The organism is Streptomyces sp. RPA4-2, assembly GCF_012273515.2.
Taxonomy (GTDB): Bacteria; Actinomycetota; Actinomycetes; order Streptomycetales; family Streptomycetaceae; genus Streptomyces; species Streptomyces kaempferi.
Window position 1 is genome coordinate 9,723,111 of the sequence record NZ_CP050975.2, and the last position, 16,933, is coordinate 9,740,043.

The following is a 16,933-nucleotide window of genomic DNA, read 5'->3' on the forward strand; positions in this document are numbered from 1 at the left end:
GCCCTGATGAGCCGTCACCACGCGAGCATGGACCGGGTGTTGCATCCAGTGAGCAAGGCCCTGGCGGCCGCAGGAGACCCATCGCAGCTGCTCCCCGCCCGGGAGCAGATGGCGTTCACTCTTGGCTTCCACATCATCCTGGTCCCTTTCGGTGTCGCCCTGACCGCGCTCATGCTCATCGCCCACTACCGAGGCCTGCGCCACGACGACAGCGACGCCCTGCGGCTGGCCAGGCGCTGGTCGAAGGTGGCCGCGGTGCTCGTCGCGGTGGGGGCGATCACCGGCACGGTCCTCTCGTTCGAACTCGGCATCCTGTGGCCCGGCCTGATGGGCGACTACGGAGCCGCCTTCGGGATGCCGTTCGCGGTGGAGGGCCTCTTCTTCTTCCTCGAAGCCATCTTCGTCTCGATCTACCTCTACGGCTGGAACCGGCTTCCGCCCTGGGCCCACTTCTGGACGGGAGTCCCGGTCGTCCTGGCGAGCCTCGGCGGTGCGGCGGCCGTCATCGCGGCCAACAGCTGGATGAACCAGCCCGGCGGGATCACGCTGCGCGACGGACACGTCACCGCCGTCCGGCCACTGCGCGTCTTCTTCAACGGAGCGTTCTGGTACGAGACCGTGCACATGCTCCTCGCCGCCTACATCGTGGCTGGTTTCACGGTCGCCGGCGTGTACGCAGCCGGCATGCTCAAGGGACGCCGGGACCGCCACCACCGTCTCGGATTCCTCATCGGCTTCCTCGTCGCGGCGGCGGCCATCCCGGTGCAGATCTTCGTCGGCGACACGGTGGCACGCGAGGTGTTCAAGGAAGAGCCCGCCAAATTCGCGGCGATCGAGCTCCTGCCCGCGACCGGCGACCACGTGCCGGAGAACCTCGGCGGGTTCCTCGTCGACGGCAAGGTCAGGTACGGCCTTCCCGTCCCGGACATGGCGTCGATCCTCGCCGGCTTCACCCCCTCGACCGAGATCAGGGGCCTGGAGGCCATCCCGCCCGAGGTACGGCCCACCGACCGCAGCGTCACCATCGTGCACCTGGCCTTCGACGTGATGGTCGGCACCACCTTCCTCATGCTCGGTCTCGTCCTCTGGTTCGCCTGGCTGTGGTGGCGGGGACGGACGATGCCCACCAACCGCTGGTTCCTGCGAGGCGCAGCTCTCAGCGGCCTCGTCGCCGTCGTCTGCCTGGAGAGCGGCTGGGTCGTCACCGAGGTGGGCCGTCAGCCCTGGACCGTGGTCGGGCTGCTGCTGACGAGGCAGGCCGTGACGACGCAGGGCAATCTGTGGCCGCTGTTCGGGGCGACCGTCGTGCTGTACGCGGCGGTCGGCACCGGTGCCGTCCTGGTCCTGCGCGCCATGGCCCGGCGCTGGCGGACCGCGGGCGACGAGACCGTCTACGTCCCCTACGGACCCGAGCAGCCCTACGCCACGTCCGGCACGGCGGGAGAAGAGCGATGAACCTCAGTGACGTGGTCGCCCTGGTCATGTTCGTCGGTGTCGTCGCCTACGCGCTGTTCGGTGGTGCGGACTTCGGCGCCGGCTTCTGGGACCTGACGGCCGGGGGAGCCGAACGCGGCAAGAACGCCCGCCATCTGGTCGACCTGTCGATCGGCCCGGTCTGGGAGGCCAACCACACCTGGCTCATCTACTGCCTCGTCATGCTGTGGAGCGGCTTCCCCGCCGCGTTCGTCGCGATCACCACCACCCTGTATCTGCCCCTGATGTTCGCCGCCCTGGGAATCGTCCTGCGCGGCGCTGGCTTCGCCTTCCGCAAGGTCTCCGTGCGGACGCCCCAACAGCGCCTCAACGGCACCCTGTTCGCGGCCTCCTCCGTACTGACCCCCTACTGTTTCGGCAGCATCGCGGGCGGCATCGCCTCGGGCCGTGTGCCCTCCGGCGGCAACGGCGACGCCGTCACCAGCTGGCTCAACCCCACCTCCGTCCTCGGCGGCATCCTGGCCGTCGTCAGCTGCGCCTACCTCGCCGCCTTCTACCTGGCCACGGCGGCCCACCGGCTCCACGACGCCGACCTCGAGCGGTACTTCCGCGGCCGCGCCCTGCTGGCCGGAGCCGTGGCGGGGGTTGTCAGCATCGCCGGGATCTTCGTGCTCAGAACCGACGCACCCCGGCTGTTCCATCAGCTCAGTCACCGGGGGCTGCCGCTCATGGTGCTCGCGACGCTCTGCGGCATCGTCGGCATGGCGGGGGCGCATCTGGGCCGACGCACCGGCCGGCGCGAGATCGCCGCGCTCGCCATCGCCGCCGTGGTCGTCGGCTGGGGAGTGGCCCAGTACCCCTTCCTGCTCGGCACGCATCTGCGCATCCACGAAGCCGCGGCTCCGGACACCACGCTGGCCGTTCTTCTCGGCGTCGCCTGCGTCGCCGCCCTGATCATCCTGCCGTCCCTGATCCTGCTCTTCCGCCTCTCCGGCCAGGGCCGACTGCGCGCCCACATCTGACCGCTCCCGCCGCGCCACTTCTTCCCAGGTCACGTCTTCCCGGGTTCAGAAGCCGAAGTCGCTGAGGCTGGGGTAATCGGGCGGGCGCGGCCCCGAACGGTCCCAGTCGAAGGCGCGTTCAGAGGCCGTGATCGGCACGTCATTGATGCTCGCGTGGCGCACGCTCATGAGTCCGTCGTCGCTGAACTCCCAGTTCTCGTTGCCGTAGGCGCGGAACCAGTCTCCGGTGGCCGTGTGGTACTCGTAGGCGAAGCGGACGGCGATCCGGTTGCCGCCGAACGCCCACAACTCCTTGATCAGCCGGTATTCGCGTTCGTTCTCCCACTTCCGGGTGAGGAAGTCGACGATCTCCCCGCGGCCGTTGATGAATAGCGAACGATTACGCCAGCGGCTGTCCTCGGTGTAGGCCAGCGAGACCTTCTCGGGGTCGCGGGTGTTCCAGGCGTCCTCGCCCGCCCTGACCTTCTGCACGGCACTCTCGGCATCGAACGGCGGATAGGGCGGCTTCCCGGCCATCGTCAGCTCCTCCGACTCGCACTCGGTACGGATTGTGGGTGGGGGTGCGGTAGGCCCAGTGTCCCCATGCGCGACGTCCCGCGCATCCGGGCGTCCTGTGGTTGCCCGGAAGCCGGGGTCCAGGACATTTGACTTGAAGCGCTTGAAGTGTCGGAGGCTCCTTCATGACGGACACGACGGAGGACGAACGGTGAGTCTGACCATTCAGGAGATGGCGCGACGCTCGGGCTTCAGCGAGCCCACGCTCCGCTACTACGAGAAGGTCGGCCTGCTGGGAGTGGTCGGCCGCGACGAGTCCAGCGGACATCGCCGCTACGGAGCGGCGACGGCCGACCGGGTCGTGGCTCTGGCCTGTCTGCGCTCGGCGGGAATGACGGTCGCCGGTATGCGCCGCTACGTGGACCTGCTCCCTCTGGGCAACGCCGCGGCGGCGGAGCAGCGCGACCTGTTCGCCGACCAGGCGGAGCGACTGGCCGACGACATCGAACGGCTGAAGTCACGCCTGGCCTACCTCCGGGGGAAGACCCGGATGTGGGATGCCCGCCTGCGCGGCGACGCCGTCGCCGAACGCCGAGCGATCGAGGCGGTCACGCTGATCCTCGAACAATTCGAACCCTGAAGGACTGAGTGAGATGGCTGCAGAGATCCGTGCTTCCGGCGCTTCTGACGCTCCCGAGGCAGGAACGGTGCTGGTGACCGGCGCGACCGGATACGTCGGCGGGCACATGGTCGCCCGCCTGCTGAGTGAGGGGTACCGGACCCGGGTGACGGTCCGGGAGCCCGGCCGTGCGGCCGAGGTGCTGGCACTCGTGCGGCGGGCCGGGGTGGACCGGGAGGACCTTCTGGAGTTCGCCGTGGCGGACCTGTCCGCCGACGCGGGCTGGGCGGCCGCGGCGGACGGCGTGAGCCATGTGCTGCACGTGGCGTCCCCCTTTCCCGTCACGCCCCCGGAGAACGAGGACGAACTCGTCCTCCCGGCACGCGACGGCACGCTGCGGGTCCTCTCCGCGGCCCGCACCGCGGGCGTCCGACGCGTGGTGATGACCTCGTCCTTCGCAGCGGTCGGCTACACCGTCAAGCCCGACGACCGGTACTCGGAGGAGGACTGGACCGACCCTGGGACCGACGGCCTTCCCGCCTACCACAAGTCCAAGGTCCTCGCGGAGCGTGCGGCGTGGGACTTCGTGGAGACCGACGGGGGGATCGAGCTGGCGGTCGTCAACCCCGTGGGCATCTTCGGCCCCGTGCTGGGACCGCGCCTGGCCGCCTCGGTCACCATCGTCAGGTCCATGTTGACCGGCGGGATGCCGGTGGTGCCGCTCATGTACTTCGGCGTCGTCGACGTCCGCGACGTCGTGGACCTGCACCTGCGCGCCATGCTCCACCCCAAGGCGGCGGGAGAACGGTTCCTCGCGGTGGGCGGACCGTCGATCAGTTTCCTCGGGATGGCCCGGACCCTGCGAGCACACCTGCCCGCCGCGGCCGACGCACTGCCGTCCTCGGAGCTCACCCTCGAACAGATGCGTGAAGCGGCGAAGACGGAGCCGGCGCTGCGGGACGCGGCGGGACTGGGAGGCCGGATTCCCGTCATCAGCAGTGCCAAGGCGCGTTCCGTGCTCGACTGGGAACCCCGCGACGTCACCCGCACGGTCCGTGACACCGCCGACAGTCTCATCGAACTGGGCCTGGTGACCTTGACCGAAAAGCCCTAGTTCGAGCGTGCGATTCCGCGGTTCACGATGCCCGCGTCGTTCTGCGGTAGTCCCGGGGTGAGACGCCGTTGACCCGCTTGAAGGCCGTACTCAGCGCGCTCTCGGAGCCGTAGCCGACCGTGCGGGCGATGGCGGACACGGTGTCGGTTCCCCGGCGCAGGTGCCGGGAGGCGAGTTCCACCCGCCACCGGGTGAGGTAGTCGAGCGGCCCACGGCCGACCGTGCTCTTGAAGCGTGCGGCGAGCGTCGACCGCGACACGGCGCAGGCCTGCGCGAGCTCGGCGACCGTCCACGGATGCTCCGGCCGGCTGTGCAAGGAGGTCAGCGCCGCTGCCACCACCGGATCCCCGAGGCCCGCGAGCCAGCCGGAAACGGCCCCGGGCTCATGCGTGAGGTGCAGACGCAGGACATGGACGAGCATGACGACCGCCAGATGCTCGGCGACCAGTGTCGAGGCCATGGGGCCGTCCCGCAGCTCACGGTCGATCTGGGCGAGCGCCCATTGCAGGGTCTCTGCCTGAGGTGTTCGGGCGGGTACGTGTATCACCGGAGGCAGGTCTTCGAGCAGCAGTGTGCGCGCCCGGTCGCCGAACGAGAAACGGCCGCCGACGAGGAGAACCTCGTCCTCCCCGTTGCCCGCTCGCGCGACCCCGCCCTCGGACGAGGCGAAGACCTGGCCGGCGTCGACGGCCACCGCTTGCGGGTCGCTGCGGAGGGTGAAGCGCCGCGGCTGGGTCAGCAGATAGCAGTCCCCCTCTTCCAGGGCGAGCGGGTCGGCCATGCCCTCCAGCTCGAGGAGGCAGTGACCGCGCCGGACGGCGTTGAACTTCACGCCGGACGGCGCGTCGAACCGGATGGCCCACCGGCCTCCCGCGACCAGGCTCGCGGAGAGGTGGCCTCGTGTGTCGAGCAGGGTCAGCACATCCTCCAGGGGATCCATCACGGACTCCTTCTGGACGGTCGAGCAAGTTTTCCTGGCTCCCTACTGTAAATCGTCCGGGGTCGTGACCTCAGCGTCAGGAACACCCATGGCTCCCCGGGACGAGGCCTCGCGCGCACGGCGATGACGACCGTCCGACCCGAGGCCGTGGGCCGCACTCGGCGAGCTGACTCACCCCGTGGCCATCGGGAGGAGCGGGCGGGGCGGGAGCGACTCCGGGTGCGGGACGCGTTCGAGGACTCCGCCGGCGAAGACGTCGTACAACGGCAGGGTCTCCAGATGTACGTACCCGATGTGGCAGTCGCACGCCGTGAGTGGGCACGGCCTCGGGGCGAGCGCGGAGCGGTAGGACCCGTCGTAGAGGTTGCCGAGTTCCGTCCGGACGAAGTGGCAGCGCCGGACGGTCCCCTCTCCGTCGACGGAGATGACGCTCCGGCCGGTCCGGCAGGGCAGCCCCGCCGAGCGATGAGGACGGCGGCTGTACGGGAAGAGCGGGTCCAGCGTGGTCCACTCGGCGGCCTGCTCGTCGGTGTAGGTGTGGCCTTCGGCGGCGTTGATCCACAGGTAGACGTGCGACGGCAGATCCGCGCGCAGGCGCCGTGCGTGGTCCAGGTGCTCGGGGAGACCGACCACGCCGACGCTGAACCGGATCCCCAGGTCGGACAGGCGGCGCGTCCTGTCGAGGAACCGCTCGTAGGGTGTCTGCCCCGGATGGAAGGTGCACCAGAGGGCGACCGTGTCCACGTCCGCGTGCGCGAGCCAGTCGGTGCGGCAGCTGAGGTTGGTCTGGATGGCGACGCGCCCGATACGCGGCTCGTGGGACAGTTCCACCAGAGCCCGGCGGTACCACGAGCGGGTCAGGCCCTCACCCCACGGTGTGAACAGCACGGACAGCCGGTGCTCGTGGGGGCCGCGCGCCCAGGCCACGAACCGTTCGAGGGCGGCACGGTCGGCGCGCAGTTGCGCGGTGCTGTCGCGGCGCTTGGCGAACGGGCAGTACGGGCAGTCGTAGTCGCAGGAGGCGAGAGGCCCTCGGTAGAGGATCGTGAGGTCGCTCGGGTCCGTGGGATCCATGGGTCCCGTCACCTCAACTCGTAGGCGGTCATGGCGTCCTTGACGGCGGGGGAGAAGAACTCGGGCCCGATGGCGTCCGAGTGGGCGAGTCCCTCGGGAGAGAGCCTGAGCCGCTCCGTCCCCGCGTCCTGCAGCCAGCCGCGCCGGGCCAGGACATCCAGCTCGGCGGCGAAGTCGCCGGCCGGGTCGGTGCCGAAGCGCCGCCGGTAGTCACCGGTGGACAGGCCCTCGGCCTGCAGCAGCGACTGCAACAGGTGCCGGCGTCGCGCTTCGTCCTCGTCCACCCAACGGCCGTGCAGGGCGCGGGAGAAGTCGGCGGTGGCGCAGTAGTCGTCGATGATGGCACGCACCTCGCGCATCGACACGGCGTAGTCGAAGGAGTAGTGCAGGGCGGAGGTGTACGAGCGTGCCCCGCAGCCCAGTCCGATCATGCCGTCGGTCTGGCACGCGTAGTCGTCCGGCCCCTGCGGAGGGGCGTCGGCGCGGCGGAACATGCGCATCGACACCTGCTCGTACCCCTCGGACAGCAGATGGTCGCGGCCCTCGCGGTAGAGGCGCAGCCGCTGTTCGTCCCAGTCACGGTCGGCGGTCCGCGCGTCCGCGTGACGGCCCAGACCGGTGAGCGGACGGATGTAGAGCGGGTAGAGGTAGATCTCCTCCGGCCGCCAGGCGAGGGCCGCGTCGAGTGAGTACCTCCAACTGGCCTTGGTCTGCCCGTCGATACCGTAGATCAGGTCGATGTTGAGGACCAGGACGGCCGACTCCCGTATCCGGGTGAGTGCGGCCTCGACGTCGGCACGCCGTTGCGGACGTACGGCGGCACGGGCCTCCTCCTCGACGAAGCTCTGCACCCCGAGACTGAGGCGCGTGGCGCCGCGCCGGACCAGGACGGCGAGCCGGTCGGCGCTCGCCGTCGCGGGCGACGCCTCCACGGACAGGGGGACGGACCGCAGGTCCGCGCCCATGTCGTGCTCCGCGATGTCGCAGAGCCGTTCCAGCTCCGGAGCCTCCAGGAAGGTGGGCGTGCCGCCGCCGAAGGCCGCGCCCGCGAACCGCGGCGACGACTCGTCACCGAGCGCCTCGCGTACGGCGACGGCCTGCCGGCTCAGGGCGTCGAGGTATCGGCCGGTCAGCCCGTCCGGGGCACCGACGCGCGTGAACAGGTTGCAGAAGCCGCAGCGCACCTCGCAGAACGGGATGTGCAGGTACAACGAGAGCGCCTGCCGCGATTCGCCCGCCCACAACTGCTCCAGCGCAGGTCGCGGATCGAGCGGCCGGTAAGCGGTCTTGTGCGGATAGGCGTACAGATAGCTCTGGTACGGGCGGGGCACGGTGTGCGCCGCGGCCGCGGGGGCGACGGTCATGCGGAGGGCTCCAGGAAGAAGTGACTGTAGGGGACGGTCCACACGGACTCGTGACCCAGCCGGTGGCCGGTGTACCCGGCGTCCCCGTACGCCGTGCCGTGGTCGGAGCAGACGATGGCGAAGCAGCGACGGCGTGCGGACATCGCGGCGAAGAGCCGTCCGACATGGCGGTCGACGTACTCCAGAGCCGCGGCGTGGGTACGGCGGCTGTCACCCGCCTCCCGGGTGGCGCCCTCCAGGTGGAACCAGTTCGGCTGGTGCAGCGCGGAGGCGTTGAGGAAGAGGAACAGCCGCTGTCGCGCGGGCAGTTCGGCCACGACCTGCTCGGCCCGGGTGACCTGTGCCTCGAAGGACGTCGGCGAGGCCACCGAGAACTCCGGTTCCCAGTGGCTCTCCTGGAAGAGGCCGGGCAGGACGTCGCCCAGGGCTCCCTGCTTGTTGAAGAAGCCGACACCGCCGATGCACACGGTGCGATAGTCGTGGGCGGCCAACGCCGACACGATGTCCGGGGTGTCGAAGACGAACGTACGGTCCTCGGTCGTCTCGCTGCCCGCGAACCGGGCCGCGAACAGCCGTGGATGAGGCCCCTGGGAGGCCGGGGTCGGCAGGAACCCCGCGAACATCGCCTGGTGGGACGCGTAGGTGAAGCTGCCCGGCGCGTGCCGCTTCTCCCAGACACCGCCCGGCAGATGCGCCGCCAGGTTCGGCAGGCGGCCCGCGGCCGCGAGATCGACGGCGACGTCGTGGCGCAGGGTGTCGAGGGTGAGCAGCAACAGGTCGTCCCGGCCCACCACTTCGTTCATGTCGGGCGTCGACAGCGCGTCGGCCGACGCTGCCGGACGGGCGCCGGTGGGCTGTTCAGAGTGAGGCATGGAGTGTCCTTGAACGGTGGTGCGGTGAGGGCGCGGGCCGCGGGACGAACCGGGCGGGCCGGCGCGGATCGAGGGCCGCGATCTGGGCGGCGTAGGTGTCCAGCCCCTCCGCGGGGCCGTCCGGCAGACCGGTGAGCCGGGGCAGCAGGTCACCGAACGCGTTGACCTCCCCGACGGCGAACCGGCGCCAGCCGACGGCGGGCAGGAGGTCGACGCCCACGCACAGGGTCGCCGGGAAGCAGGCCGCGGCCTGTTCGCAGACGGCGATCGCGTGGGCCCAGCGGTCACCGGCCAGGGCCCGGACGGCGGACAGATCACCGCGGGTGCCGCCGAGATGGAGGTTGGTGAGGGGGAAGCGGCTGGTACGGACGACGGCGTGGGTGGCCCGGCCCGCCACGACGAGGACGCGCAGATCCGCCGACCGGTTGCCCAGCGACGCCTTCGGCAGCCAGCGTTCGATGTGCAGTCCGTCCGGCGCGAGCCTGTCCACGATCGCGGCGACCTCGGACTCGTCGGCGTAGTGGCGCACGCGCAGCGAGTTGTGCAGCCGGCCGTCCGCGATCTCCACGGAGGTCGTCGCCCGGACGCGTCCCGCCGTCGTCGTCTCGACCGCCAGCACGCCGGAAGCGGACGAGCCGTGAGCGAGCTTCACGAACACCCGCCGCAGGCCCGCCTCCGCCATCCGGGCCCGCACCGCCGGCCAGTCCCCGGCCGGAGCCGTGTCGCCCGAGGTCGGGGAGACCGGCACCGGTACGCCCGCACCCCGCAGGCGGGCGTGACAGAGCCGCTTGTCGAACAGGACGGCCAGGTCCTCCGGGGCGTCGAGCCGGCGTCCGCCGCGCAGGGAGGCCACGCTGTCGAGAAAGCGTGCGTACCACCGCGCGGATCCCTCCACCCGGGTCGGATCGTCGACGCCGCGCAACAGCCGGTCCACCTCCGCGTTCTCCCCGGGGGAGTCCAGGCGCACGATCTCGTCCTCGGCGAACTCGTGCCCACCCTCGCGCAGCACGTCACACCACTCGACCACCCGAGGGGTACCGTGGCCAGCGGCCTCGGCCGCCGCGGTGAACAGGGCGACCCTCCGGTTCTCCCCGTTGGCGACGACCGCCCACCGGGGCGGGTCGCCGTGCGCGTCCGCGCCGTCCACTCCTGACACCTTCCCTTCCGCCCTACGTCCCGTACCGGCGCGTTACTCGCCCACCGCCACGAAGCGCCAGACGGTTCCGTCCTCCTCCTCGTCGGAATCGGCGTCGTCCTGATCGGCGTCGACCTTCACGCCGTGCGGCTCCAGCGTCTCCAGCAGCCGCGAACGGACCGCCGCGCTCAGGTAGTTGTGGTGCAGATCGAGTGCCTTCAGATGGGTCAGCGGCTGTCCCGACAGCAGTGCCGTCGCGCCGTCGTCGGTGAGGACCCCCATGGAGACGTCGAGGACCTCGAGACGAGCCACCACGGGTGCCGAGGCCAGCGAGGAACAGACGACGTCCTGGATCTCGCTGTTGCGCAGGGCCAGGTGCTTGAGCGCGGGCAGGCGGCTCCCGGCGAAGAACGGCTCCAGATCGCCCACCTCGTAGTCACCTCCGTACTCGGAGGTGCCCAGCCACAGGTCGAGATGGACCAGCGCCGGCAGATCGCTGCCGGCGACTCCCCGTACGGCCTCGGCGGGCATACCGCCCGTCTCCACCGTCAGCCTGCGCAGCCGCTCGTGGTGGACGACGGGGAAGACCAGTTGGTTGCCGCCGCGGACGCCGAACTCCTCCAGCAGGGGGAAAGCATCCAGCACGGGGGAGACGTCGCCCTGGACGATCCAGGAGATCTCGCACTCCTCCATCACGATGTCCGCGAGGAATATCGCCCGCAGCTCGGGCAGCCGGTCGCGGGCCGCCACGAGAGCTTCGATCACCTCCGTCGGAGCGTTGTCGTACGCGTCGCTCCAGGCGCCCACGACCAGGGCCCGCACGCGCGTGGTGTCGACGGCGTCGAGGAACCGGGCGAAGGCGTCCGGCCACGACTCCTCGCTCTCGTAGGAGTCCACGGCCACCCGCCAGGCGACGGATTCCGGGGACGGGACAGCGGAGACCCGAAGGGGTTCGTCCGCCGCCTCCGGGAAGGTGAACGCCGGCAGTCCGTGAAACTCCTGCAGGTGGCTTCCGATGGTCATGCGCGCCCGCTCCTTCGTGCATCTGGTCGGTGGTGCGACGGTCCTGTGGTGCCTGGTGCGCGCAGACCGCATTCCCAGGTACCGGAGTTCTACCAAGACCCACTGACAACCCCGCGCGGCGGGGGACTGTCAGTGCCCGCCTCTACGGTTCTCGCATGGCACATCTGGTGCCCGAAGCGTGGGGCGAAGGGGAGACGCATGTACCGGCAAGGAGATGTCCTCATGGTGCCGTTGGCACCGGACGCGGTACCCGCCGCAGTGGTCGACGCGCCGTCCGAACCGCGTGACGGCCGGGGCCGGTTCGTCCTCGCGCTGGGTGAGGTCACCGGCCACGCACATGCGGTGGTGGGCCCCGGGAGGCTGATCAGAGAGGCCGGTGTGTTCGGTCCCATGCTGCTGCACGTCCCGGACGGAGCGCGTGTCGTCCACGAGGAACACGCGGCGATATCCCTGCCCAAGGGCTGGTACCGGGTCGTCCGGCAGCGGGAGTACGTGCCGGGTTCCGTGCGCATCGTCGCCGACTGACGCCATGGGGGGTGCGAGCACGCGCGCAGGGCAGTGATGTACATCCGCGGGTGCTCGTCGCGGTGCCACCTCCCGGTGGTGCGACACGACGAGCGTGGCGACAAGGACGGGCCGGGCGGCCGGAGCGTGATGCTTCCACGCCCGTACCGAAGGAAGTGGGAAGAGAAGGAACATGACGGACATGGGTAGGTGGCGTGCGGTCGCGTCGGCCACGGGGGCCGCTGATCGAACCGCGGCGGAGGAGGGCGTCCGGCGCGCCTACCGGCGCGCCGGTCTGACGGGGCCCGAGCGCGTGGTGTGGGTGCGCTCTCCCCGCGAGGCGGTTCAGGTGCTCATGGGCGAGCCGGGTCCGGACGGAGTGGGGCTGACGGGCGACGAGACCGGCGCGAGCGTGCGCCACTCCGTACTGAGCGAACCCTGGGCAGCCGAACGCGAGCGACTCCACCGGCGGTTGGGGCCGCAGGGATGGAGTGGGCACTGGCATGCCACGGGCGCCGGTCTGTGGGAGTCGACCCGCGTCCTGGTCGACCGGATCCGTGCGGGAGTCGTCGAGCAGCTGGCCACCGGCAGGCAGGAGGAGACCCGGATCCGGCTCCTGCTGCTCGACGCCGCGCTCGGGCAGCACGACGCGGCCTGGCTGTCCGCGTTCGACACGGAACCCTCGGGCGCGCTGGGCGGTCCCGCCATGGTGGCCGGCGCGGCCGGCTGGTGGTGGCCCTACGAGCGGGTGGCGGTCATCTGCGAGCGGCCCACGGCGCTCCACCGCGACGAGGCGGGCCGTCTCGACCGAGGCGACGGACCGGCGCTCGGATACGAGGACGGTTTCGAGCTGTACGCCTGGCGTGGCATGCCCGTTCCGGGCGAGTTCCTCGACGAGCTGGCCTCGCTCGACCCGCGGCGCATCCGTGACGAGGAGAACGCCGAACTCCGCCGAGTGATGCTGGAGTTCTACGGCTACGACCGGTATCTCGCGGAGTCGGGCGCGGTTCCCGTGCACCGGGACGAGACCGGAATCCTGTGGCGGCTCGAACTTCCCGGGGACGAGGACGTGGTGATGGTGGAGGTCGTCAACTCCACTCCCGAGCCGGACGGTACGAGCCGTACGTACTGGCTGCGCGTCCCGCCGTCGACGCGCACGGCCCGTGAGGGGGTCGCCTGGACGTTCGGCATCGCGGCCGAGGTCTACCAGCCGCTCCGGCAGACATGAGCCGACTCGCTCGCCGGCCTTCCTGAGTGTGCCGCAAGCCGTCCGCGACCGGTGGGACGGCCCTCGCCGGTCAGTCGTCGGGGCGCACGCGACGCCGGGACGGCTCGCCGGCGGTCGCCTGCGGCGTCCGGGTGCGGAGGCGGCGCAGCATCCGGGCGTCCTCGAAGCCCACCTGCCGGGCCGCCGACTCCGCTGTGGCGCCATGATCGATCAGGTGCTCGGCGCGTTCGACCCGAAGCGTCTGCTGGTAGCGCAGCGGGGTCAGACCGCCGGTGGCACGGTGGAAGAGCCGGGTCAGGGTGCGCTCGCTGACGCCCGCGCCCGCGGCCAGGCGCGCGAGCGGCAGCGGTTCGGTGAATCGCGCGTCGATGACGTCCTGGACGCGGTGGACGGCGTCGTCCAGGTGGGACCGGTGCCGCAGCATGGCACTGGCCTGGGGCTCGTGGCCGTTGCGGCGGGCGTACACGACCATGTCCCTGGCCACCTGGGCGGCGAGCGCCGGGCCATGGCGGACGGCCAGCAGGTGCAGCGCGAGGTCGATGCCGCTCGCGATGCCCGCCGAGGTCACCACCCGGTCGTCGGTCGTGAACAGCACGTCCCGTACCACGAGGGCTCGGGGATGACGGGCGGCCAGTTCGTCCTGGTGGTCGTGGTGCGTGGTGCACCTGCGCCCGTCCAGCAGTCCGGCCCGGCCGAGCGCCTCCGCCCCGGCGCACACGCTGGCGACGGTGCCCCCGGCGGCATGGTGGTCGCGCAGCCATTCCGACCCGGCGTGGCTCAGTGCCGGCCCGCCGCCCAAGGTCCGCGTCCGCCAGCCCGGCACCACTGTCAGGTCGTCGGCGCTCGGCTTCGGCCACCGGGTCCGCGCGATCAGGGGCAGACCCTGGGCGCTGAGCACCTGCTCACGCTCGGCGACGTACTCGATGCGGTAGGGCTGCCCGAAGTCCGCCGCGGTGCTGAAGACCTGTGCCGGTCCGGCCAGGTCGAGGAGGTGGACGCCGGGCAGCAGGACGAAGACGACGAGGCTCACGCCTTCGAGGGTGCCAGCTCCGACTCCAGTTCGGCCACCGTGGTGATCCGGGCGAACCGGTCGCGCAGGACCGCCTCGGTGCGCTCGATGATCGCCTCGGCGCTGAGACCGCCTATGGGGTTGGTGGTGGTGGCGTCGGTGACGAAGACCATCCGGTACCCGAGATCGCTGCCGACCCGGGTCGTGGTCTCCACGCACTGCTCGGTACGGATTCCGCAGACCACCAGTTCGCGCACCCCCGCCTCGGTCAGCAGCTGCTGCAGGTTGGTGGTGGTGAAAGCGTTGTGGGAGGTCTTGTACAGGACCGGCTCGCCCGGCTCCGGGCGATCCAGCTCCTCCAACAGACGGACATGCCCCTGCGCGGGATCGAACACGTCGCCGCTGCCCGGCTCGGAGTGCAGGACCCAGACGACGAGGTCGCCGTTGGCCCGGGCGAGGCCGACCAGCCGGTTCACCGGTTCGGCGATCCTCGGATGGGCGATCTGCTTCCACAGCGGGCGGGCCCGGAAGGACTCCTGGACATCGATGACGATCAGCGCTCTGCTCATGCCATCGATAGTGACCTGGAACGACGCCCGAACCGCAGACCCGATCCGGGCCGGTACCGGAACGATCCGGTCACGCATGCCGGACCGCGTGCCGCGTGCCGCGTGCTCCGAATCTTGCGGCACGCGGCAGGCAGGACGCAGTACGCGCCTTACGGGTTGTTTCTCAGGGGACGCAGTACGGCGGCGCCGACACGCATGAGCGCGGACACGGGCGGCCCCATCCATCGGTTCAGCTCGCGCGGCACGGCGGGATCGACCTCGATGGTCAACCGGATGTACCGGGCGTCCAGCTGAGTGACCTTGAGCGGGCGGGGAGAGGTGGCGCCGGGTTCACGCTGGAGCGCCGCCCGGTAGGTGTCCTTGCGCTGGTTCACGCTTTGTCCTGCCGTTTGATGAGTTCGTCTGCGAGGTCCATGTAGGCCGAGCCCTTGACGTCGACCGCGCTGCCGAAGGACTGGGAGTACAGGTCGAGTCGTGGAATATGGGTGGCCAGGACGTCGAAGCCCCGTTCGGTGAGAGCCTCGCGGGCGTCGGCGTCGGGCCCGGTGCGCGTCGCGTCGGGACGGTTGGTGCGGTTCAGCAGGACAGCGGCGCGAGCCGGCTGGGCGCGCAGCGACTGCACGTCCCTCATCTCGCCGCCGATGGGTGCCATGCGGTCCAGCTCGATGGGCGCCGGGGTCAGTGGCACGATCCAGTCGCTCGCGTACCTCATGATGCTGCGCGCGATGTGCGCGTGATCCTCCAGCTGGGGGGCGTCGAACACCACGGCCTGCCGGTTGCCGAGGAAGTCGTTCACGCGCCGGTGGACGTCCCCCACCGGAAAGGCGATCACGGGAAACGGGAAGCCCCCCGCCAGTTCGCTCCAGCGCAGAGCGGAGGAGGCGGGGTCGCTGTCCACCAACAGTGGGGAGACGCCCAGCTCGTGCAGCGCGTGGGCCAGCCAGACCGCGCTGGTCGTCTTTCCCACTCCGGGTTTGAGATTCACAAAGGCATAGCTCAGCGTCACAGGGCGCAACGCTAGTGGCCCCGATCGGCAGGCTGCCGTCGGCGCGGCGGATATCGGCTTCTTTCACCCTGTGGTGGCATGAATCATTCTTAGGGCCTAACGCCGACCGTGGGCGGCGAAGGTCTCTTCGCTCGATCTCCGTGAGGGCGCCGAGTCCGCCGTGGGGTGACCGTCACGGCCCGGTGTCCCTTCGGTAACCCCCCTCACACGACGCACATATGGCGTGCAAGGATGCGGATTCCGGTAGAGAGTACCGGCGTAGAGGGGAACATCATTGAAAACAAGGAAACTGAGCCGTAAGCGGAGACGGGCGACCATAGTCACGGCGGCGGCCGCCTCGGTCGTCGCCGGCGCGGCTCTGCTGCCCAACTGGAGTGCGGGCGCGGCGAGTGTCGCCGACGACCCCACGGTCGACGCGTCGACCAAGGCCACCTTCCAGCGGCTGGCGGACGCGGTCTTCACCGACCGTACGGACGCCCTGGTCGACAACGGGAAGAGCAAGCAGACGCCCAAGGCGTCCCGGTTCTCCGGCGACGTGCGGCTGTCCTCCACGCAGTCGCGGGACGAGAACGCCGCGCTGTCGCAGCTGCGGGGCCGCAAGTCCCGTCTGGCGTCGCTCGGCGAGAAGTACAGCTCGGCCAACACGAGCGTCTCGCTGGACCGTACGCGGGTGAAGGGTCGCCACGCCACGGTCGCCGTCACCGAGACCACGACCCTGACGTACAAGAAGGTCCAGGGTGGCGAGCCGAAGACCACGGGCTTCCAGGCGCACCACGAGCTGACGTTCAAGGCCGACCACAAGGGCGACTGGCAGCTGACCAACGTCCGTGACACCGATGACGGCGTCGCGGTCAACCAGGTCGCCAGCCCGCAGGTCGCCAAGCCGGCCACCGCCGCCGACGACGCTCCGCCGGAGGCGACCCGCTCGGCCATCACGTTGCCGGCACCGGCGAAGGCGAAGAACTTCTCCGCCACCGGTTACGACTACAAGGCCATGGCGGCGTACGCGGCGAAGTACTGGAACAAGTACAACCCGGACTACCCGGACTTCAACGGTCAGGGTGCCGGTGGTGACTGCACCAACTTCGTCAGCCAGTCCCTGAAGGCCGGCGGCTGGAAGCACGTCCCCGGCTACACGAACGACTTCCACAAGTGGTTCGGCAACGCCGACATCCAGTCGGACTCGTTCGTCGGGGTCAACGAGTTCTCGTGGTTCGCCCTGTCGTCCAAGCGGGTCACCAGCCTCGCCAACGTCTACCAGCTGGACGTCGGTGACGTGCTGCAGATGGACTTCAACAAGGACGGCGAGAAGGACCACAGCATGATCGTCACGTCCCGCAGCTCGCAGGGCGTGCCGTACGTGTCGTACCACTCCACCAACACCTACAACAGGTCGGTGGCGAGCATCATCGCGTCGTACCCGAACGCGGCGTACTACGCGTACCGCACCTGAGCGGTCTGATTTCTGAGCGGGAGCCGGCCCTCAGGGTCCGGCTCCTTGCTCTGTCGGCAACCCGACCACGAT

General features: G+C 70.4%; 18 protein-coding genes. 7 read left to right on the forward strand and 11 right to left on the reverse strand.

Annotated features, from left to right (window positions below; all coding sequences use genetic code 11):
- Nucleotides 1-6 precede the first annotated feature (6 nt).
- Nucleotides 7-1,455, forward strand: a complete 1,449-nt coding sequence (locus tag HEP85_RS42955; RefSeq protein WP_248002405.1) for a cytochrome ubiquinol oxidase subunit I — start codon at nucleotides 7-9, stop codon at nucleotides 1,453-1,455.
- A complete protein-coding gene (locus HEP85_RS42960) occupies nucleotides 1,452-2,456 on the forward strand; it encodes a cytochrome d ubiquinol oxidase subunit II (RefSeq protein WP_168532924.1) in 1,005 nt (334 codons plus the stop codon). Before HEP85_RS42955 ends, HEP85_RS42960 begins: the two co-directional genes overlap by 4 nt.
- A 45-nt stretch (nucleotides 2,457-2,501) precedes the next feature.
- On the opposite strand, the gene HEP85_RS42965 is transcribed toward HEP85_RS42960, so the two are convergent.
- Nucleotides 2,502-2,972, reverse strand: a complete 471-nt coding sequence (locus HEP85_RS42965; RefSeq protein WP_168532926.1) for a nuclear transport factor 2 family protein — start codon at nucleotides 2,970-2,972, stop codon at nucleotides 2,502-2,504.
- 190 nt (nucleotides 2,973-3,162) lie between these two features.
- Between HEP85_RS42965 and HEP85_RS42970 the strand changes: the two genes are divergently transcribed.
- Nucleotides 3,163-3,591 (forward strand): MerR family transcriptional regulator, encoded by a 429-nt coding sequence (locus HEP85_RS42970; RefSeq protein WP_248002406.1) that lies wholly within the window; start codon nucleotides 3,163-3,165, stop codon nucleotides 3,589-3,591.
- Nucleotides 3,592-3,604: 13 nt separating this feature from the next.
- Entirely contained in the window at nucleotides 3,605-4,684 is a 1,080-nt protein-coding gene (locus HEP85_RS42975; protein WP_168532928.1) for an NAD-dependent epimerase/dehydratase family protein, read from the forward strand.
- A 22-nt stretch (nucleotides 4,685-4,706) separates the two neighbouring features.
- Here the strand turns inward: HEP85_RS42975 and HEP85_RS42980 are convergent, their stop codons facing one another.
- The 6 genes from HEP85_RS42980 to HEP85_RS43005 all read right to left on the reverse strand — a co-directional run bounded on the left by HEP85_RS42980 (nucleotide 4,707) and on the right by HEP85_RS43005 (nucleotide 11,092).
- Nucleotides 4,707-5,624, reverse strand: coding sequence for an AraC family transcriptional regulator (locus tag HEP85_RS42980; protein WP_168532930.1), 918 nt, complete (start codon nucleotides 5,622-5,624; stop codon nucleotides 4,707-4,709).
- A 171-nt stretch (nucleotides 5,625-5,795) separates the two neighbouring features.
- Nucleotides 5,796-6,698 carry an STM4011 family radical SAM protein gene (locus HEP85_RS42985; protein ID WP_168532932.1) on the reverse strand — a complete coding sequence of 301 codons (903 nt, stop codon included), beginning with the start codon at nucleotides 6,696-6,698 and terminating at the stop codon, nucleotides 5,796-5,798.
- Between the two features lie 8 nt (nucleotides 6,699-6,706).
- On the reverse strand, nucleotides 6,707-8,062 hold the full coding sequence (locus HEP85_RS42990; protein WP_168532934.1) for an STM4012 family radical SAM protein: 1,356 nt from the start codon (nucleotides 8,060-8,062) through the stop codon (nucleotides 6,707-6,709).
- Complete coding sequence (locus HEP85_RS42995; protein ID WP_168534632.1) at nucleotides 8,059-8,865, reverse strand: STM4013/SEN3800 family hydrolase; 807 nt, start codon at nucleotides 8,863-8,865, stop codon at nucleotides 8,059-8,061. Before HEP85_RS42995 ends, HEP85_RS42990 begins: the two co-directional genes overlap by 4 nt.
- Before the next feature lie 55 nt (nucleotides 8,866-8,920).
- On the reverse strand, nucleotides 8,921-10,081 hold the full coding sequence (locus HEP85_RS43000; RefSeq protein ID WP_168532936.1) for an STM4014 family protein: 1,161 nt from the start codon (nucleotides 10,079-10,081) through the stop codon (nucleotides 8,921-8,923).
- A gap of 42 nt (nucleotides 10,082-10,123) precedes the next feature.
- Nucleotides 10,124-11,092: an STM4015 family protein gene (locus HEP85_RS43005; RefSeq protein WP_369658090.1), complete on the reverse strand. Its 969-nt coding sequence runs from the start codon at nucleotides 11,090-11,092 to the stop codon at nucleotides 10,124-10,126.
- 198 nt (nucleotides 11,093-11,290) lie between these two features.
- Here HEP85_RS43005 and HEP85_RS43010 point away from each other — a divergent pair, with 198 nt between their 5' ends.
- Nucleotides 11,291-11,617 (forward strand): hypothetical protein, encoded by a 327-nt coding sequence (locus HEP85_RS43010; RefSeq protein ID WP_168532938.1) that lies wholly within the window; start codon nucleotides 11,291-11,293, stop codon nucleotides 11,615-11,617.
- A gap of 172 nt (nucleotides 11,618-11,789) precedes the next feature.
- Entirely contained in the window at nucleotides 11,790-12,824 is a 1,035-nt protein-coding gene (locus tag HEP85_RS43015; protein ID WP_168532940.1) for a DUF6745 domain-containing protein, read from the forward strand.
- Between the two features lie 70 nt (nucleotides 12,825-12,894).
- On the opposite strand, the gene HEP85_RS43020 is transcribed toward HEP85_RS43015, so the two are convergent.
- The 4 genes from HEP85_RS43020 to HEP85_RS43035 form a co-directional block, all read right to left on the reverse strand.
- Complete coding sequence (locus HEP85_RS43020; protein WP_168532942.1) at nucleotides 12,895-13,854, reverse strand: GlxA family transcriptional regulator; 960 nt, start codon at nucleotides 13,852-13,854, stop codon at nucleotides 12,895-12,897.
- Nucleotides 13,851-14,402, reverse strand: coding sequence for a cysteine hydrolase family protein (locus HEP85_RS43025; protein ID WP_168532944.1), 552 nt, complete (start codon nucleotides 14,400-14,402; stop codon nucleotides 13,851-13,853). The genes HEP85_RS43020 and HEP85_RS43025 overlap by 4 nt, the downstream gene beginning before the upstream one ends.
- Before the next feature lie 149 nt (nucleotides 14,403-14,551).
- A complete protein-coding gene (locus HEP85_RS43030) occupies nucleotides 14,552-14,776 on the reverse strand; it encodes a hypothetical protein (RefSeq protein WP_168532946.1) in 225 nt (74 codons plus the stop codon).
- Nucleotides 14,773-15,408, reverse strand: a complete 636-nt coding sequence (locus tag HEP85_RS43035; protein ID WP_329294469.1) for a ParA family protein — start codon at nucleotides 15,406-15,408, stop codon at nucleotides 14,773-14,775. Before HEP85_RS43035 ends, HEP85_RS43030 begins: the two co-directional genes overlap by 4 nt.
- A gap of 274 nt (nucleotides 15,409-15,682) precedes the next feature.
- On the opposite strand from HEP85_RS43035, the gene HEP85_RS43040 reads away from it, so the two are divergent.
- Nucleotides 15,683-16,861, forward strand: coding sequence for an amidase domain-containing protein (locus HEP85_RS43040; RefSeq protein ID WP_168532947.1), 1,179 nt, complete (start codon nucleotides 15,683-15,685; stop codon nucleotides 16,859-16,861).
- Nucleotides 16,862-16,933 lie beyond the last annotated feature (72 nt).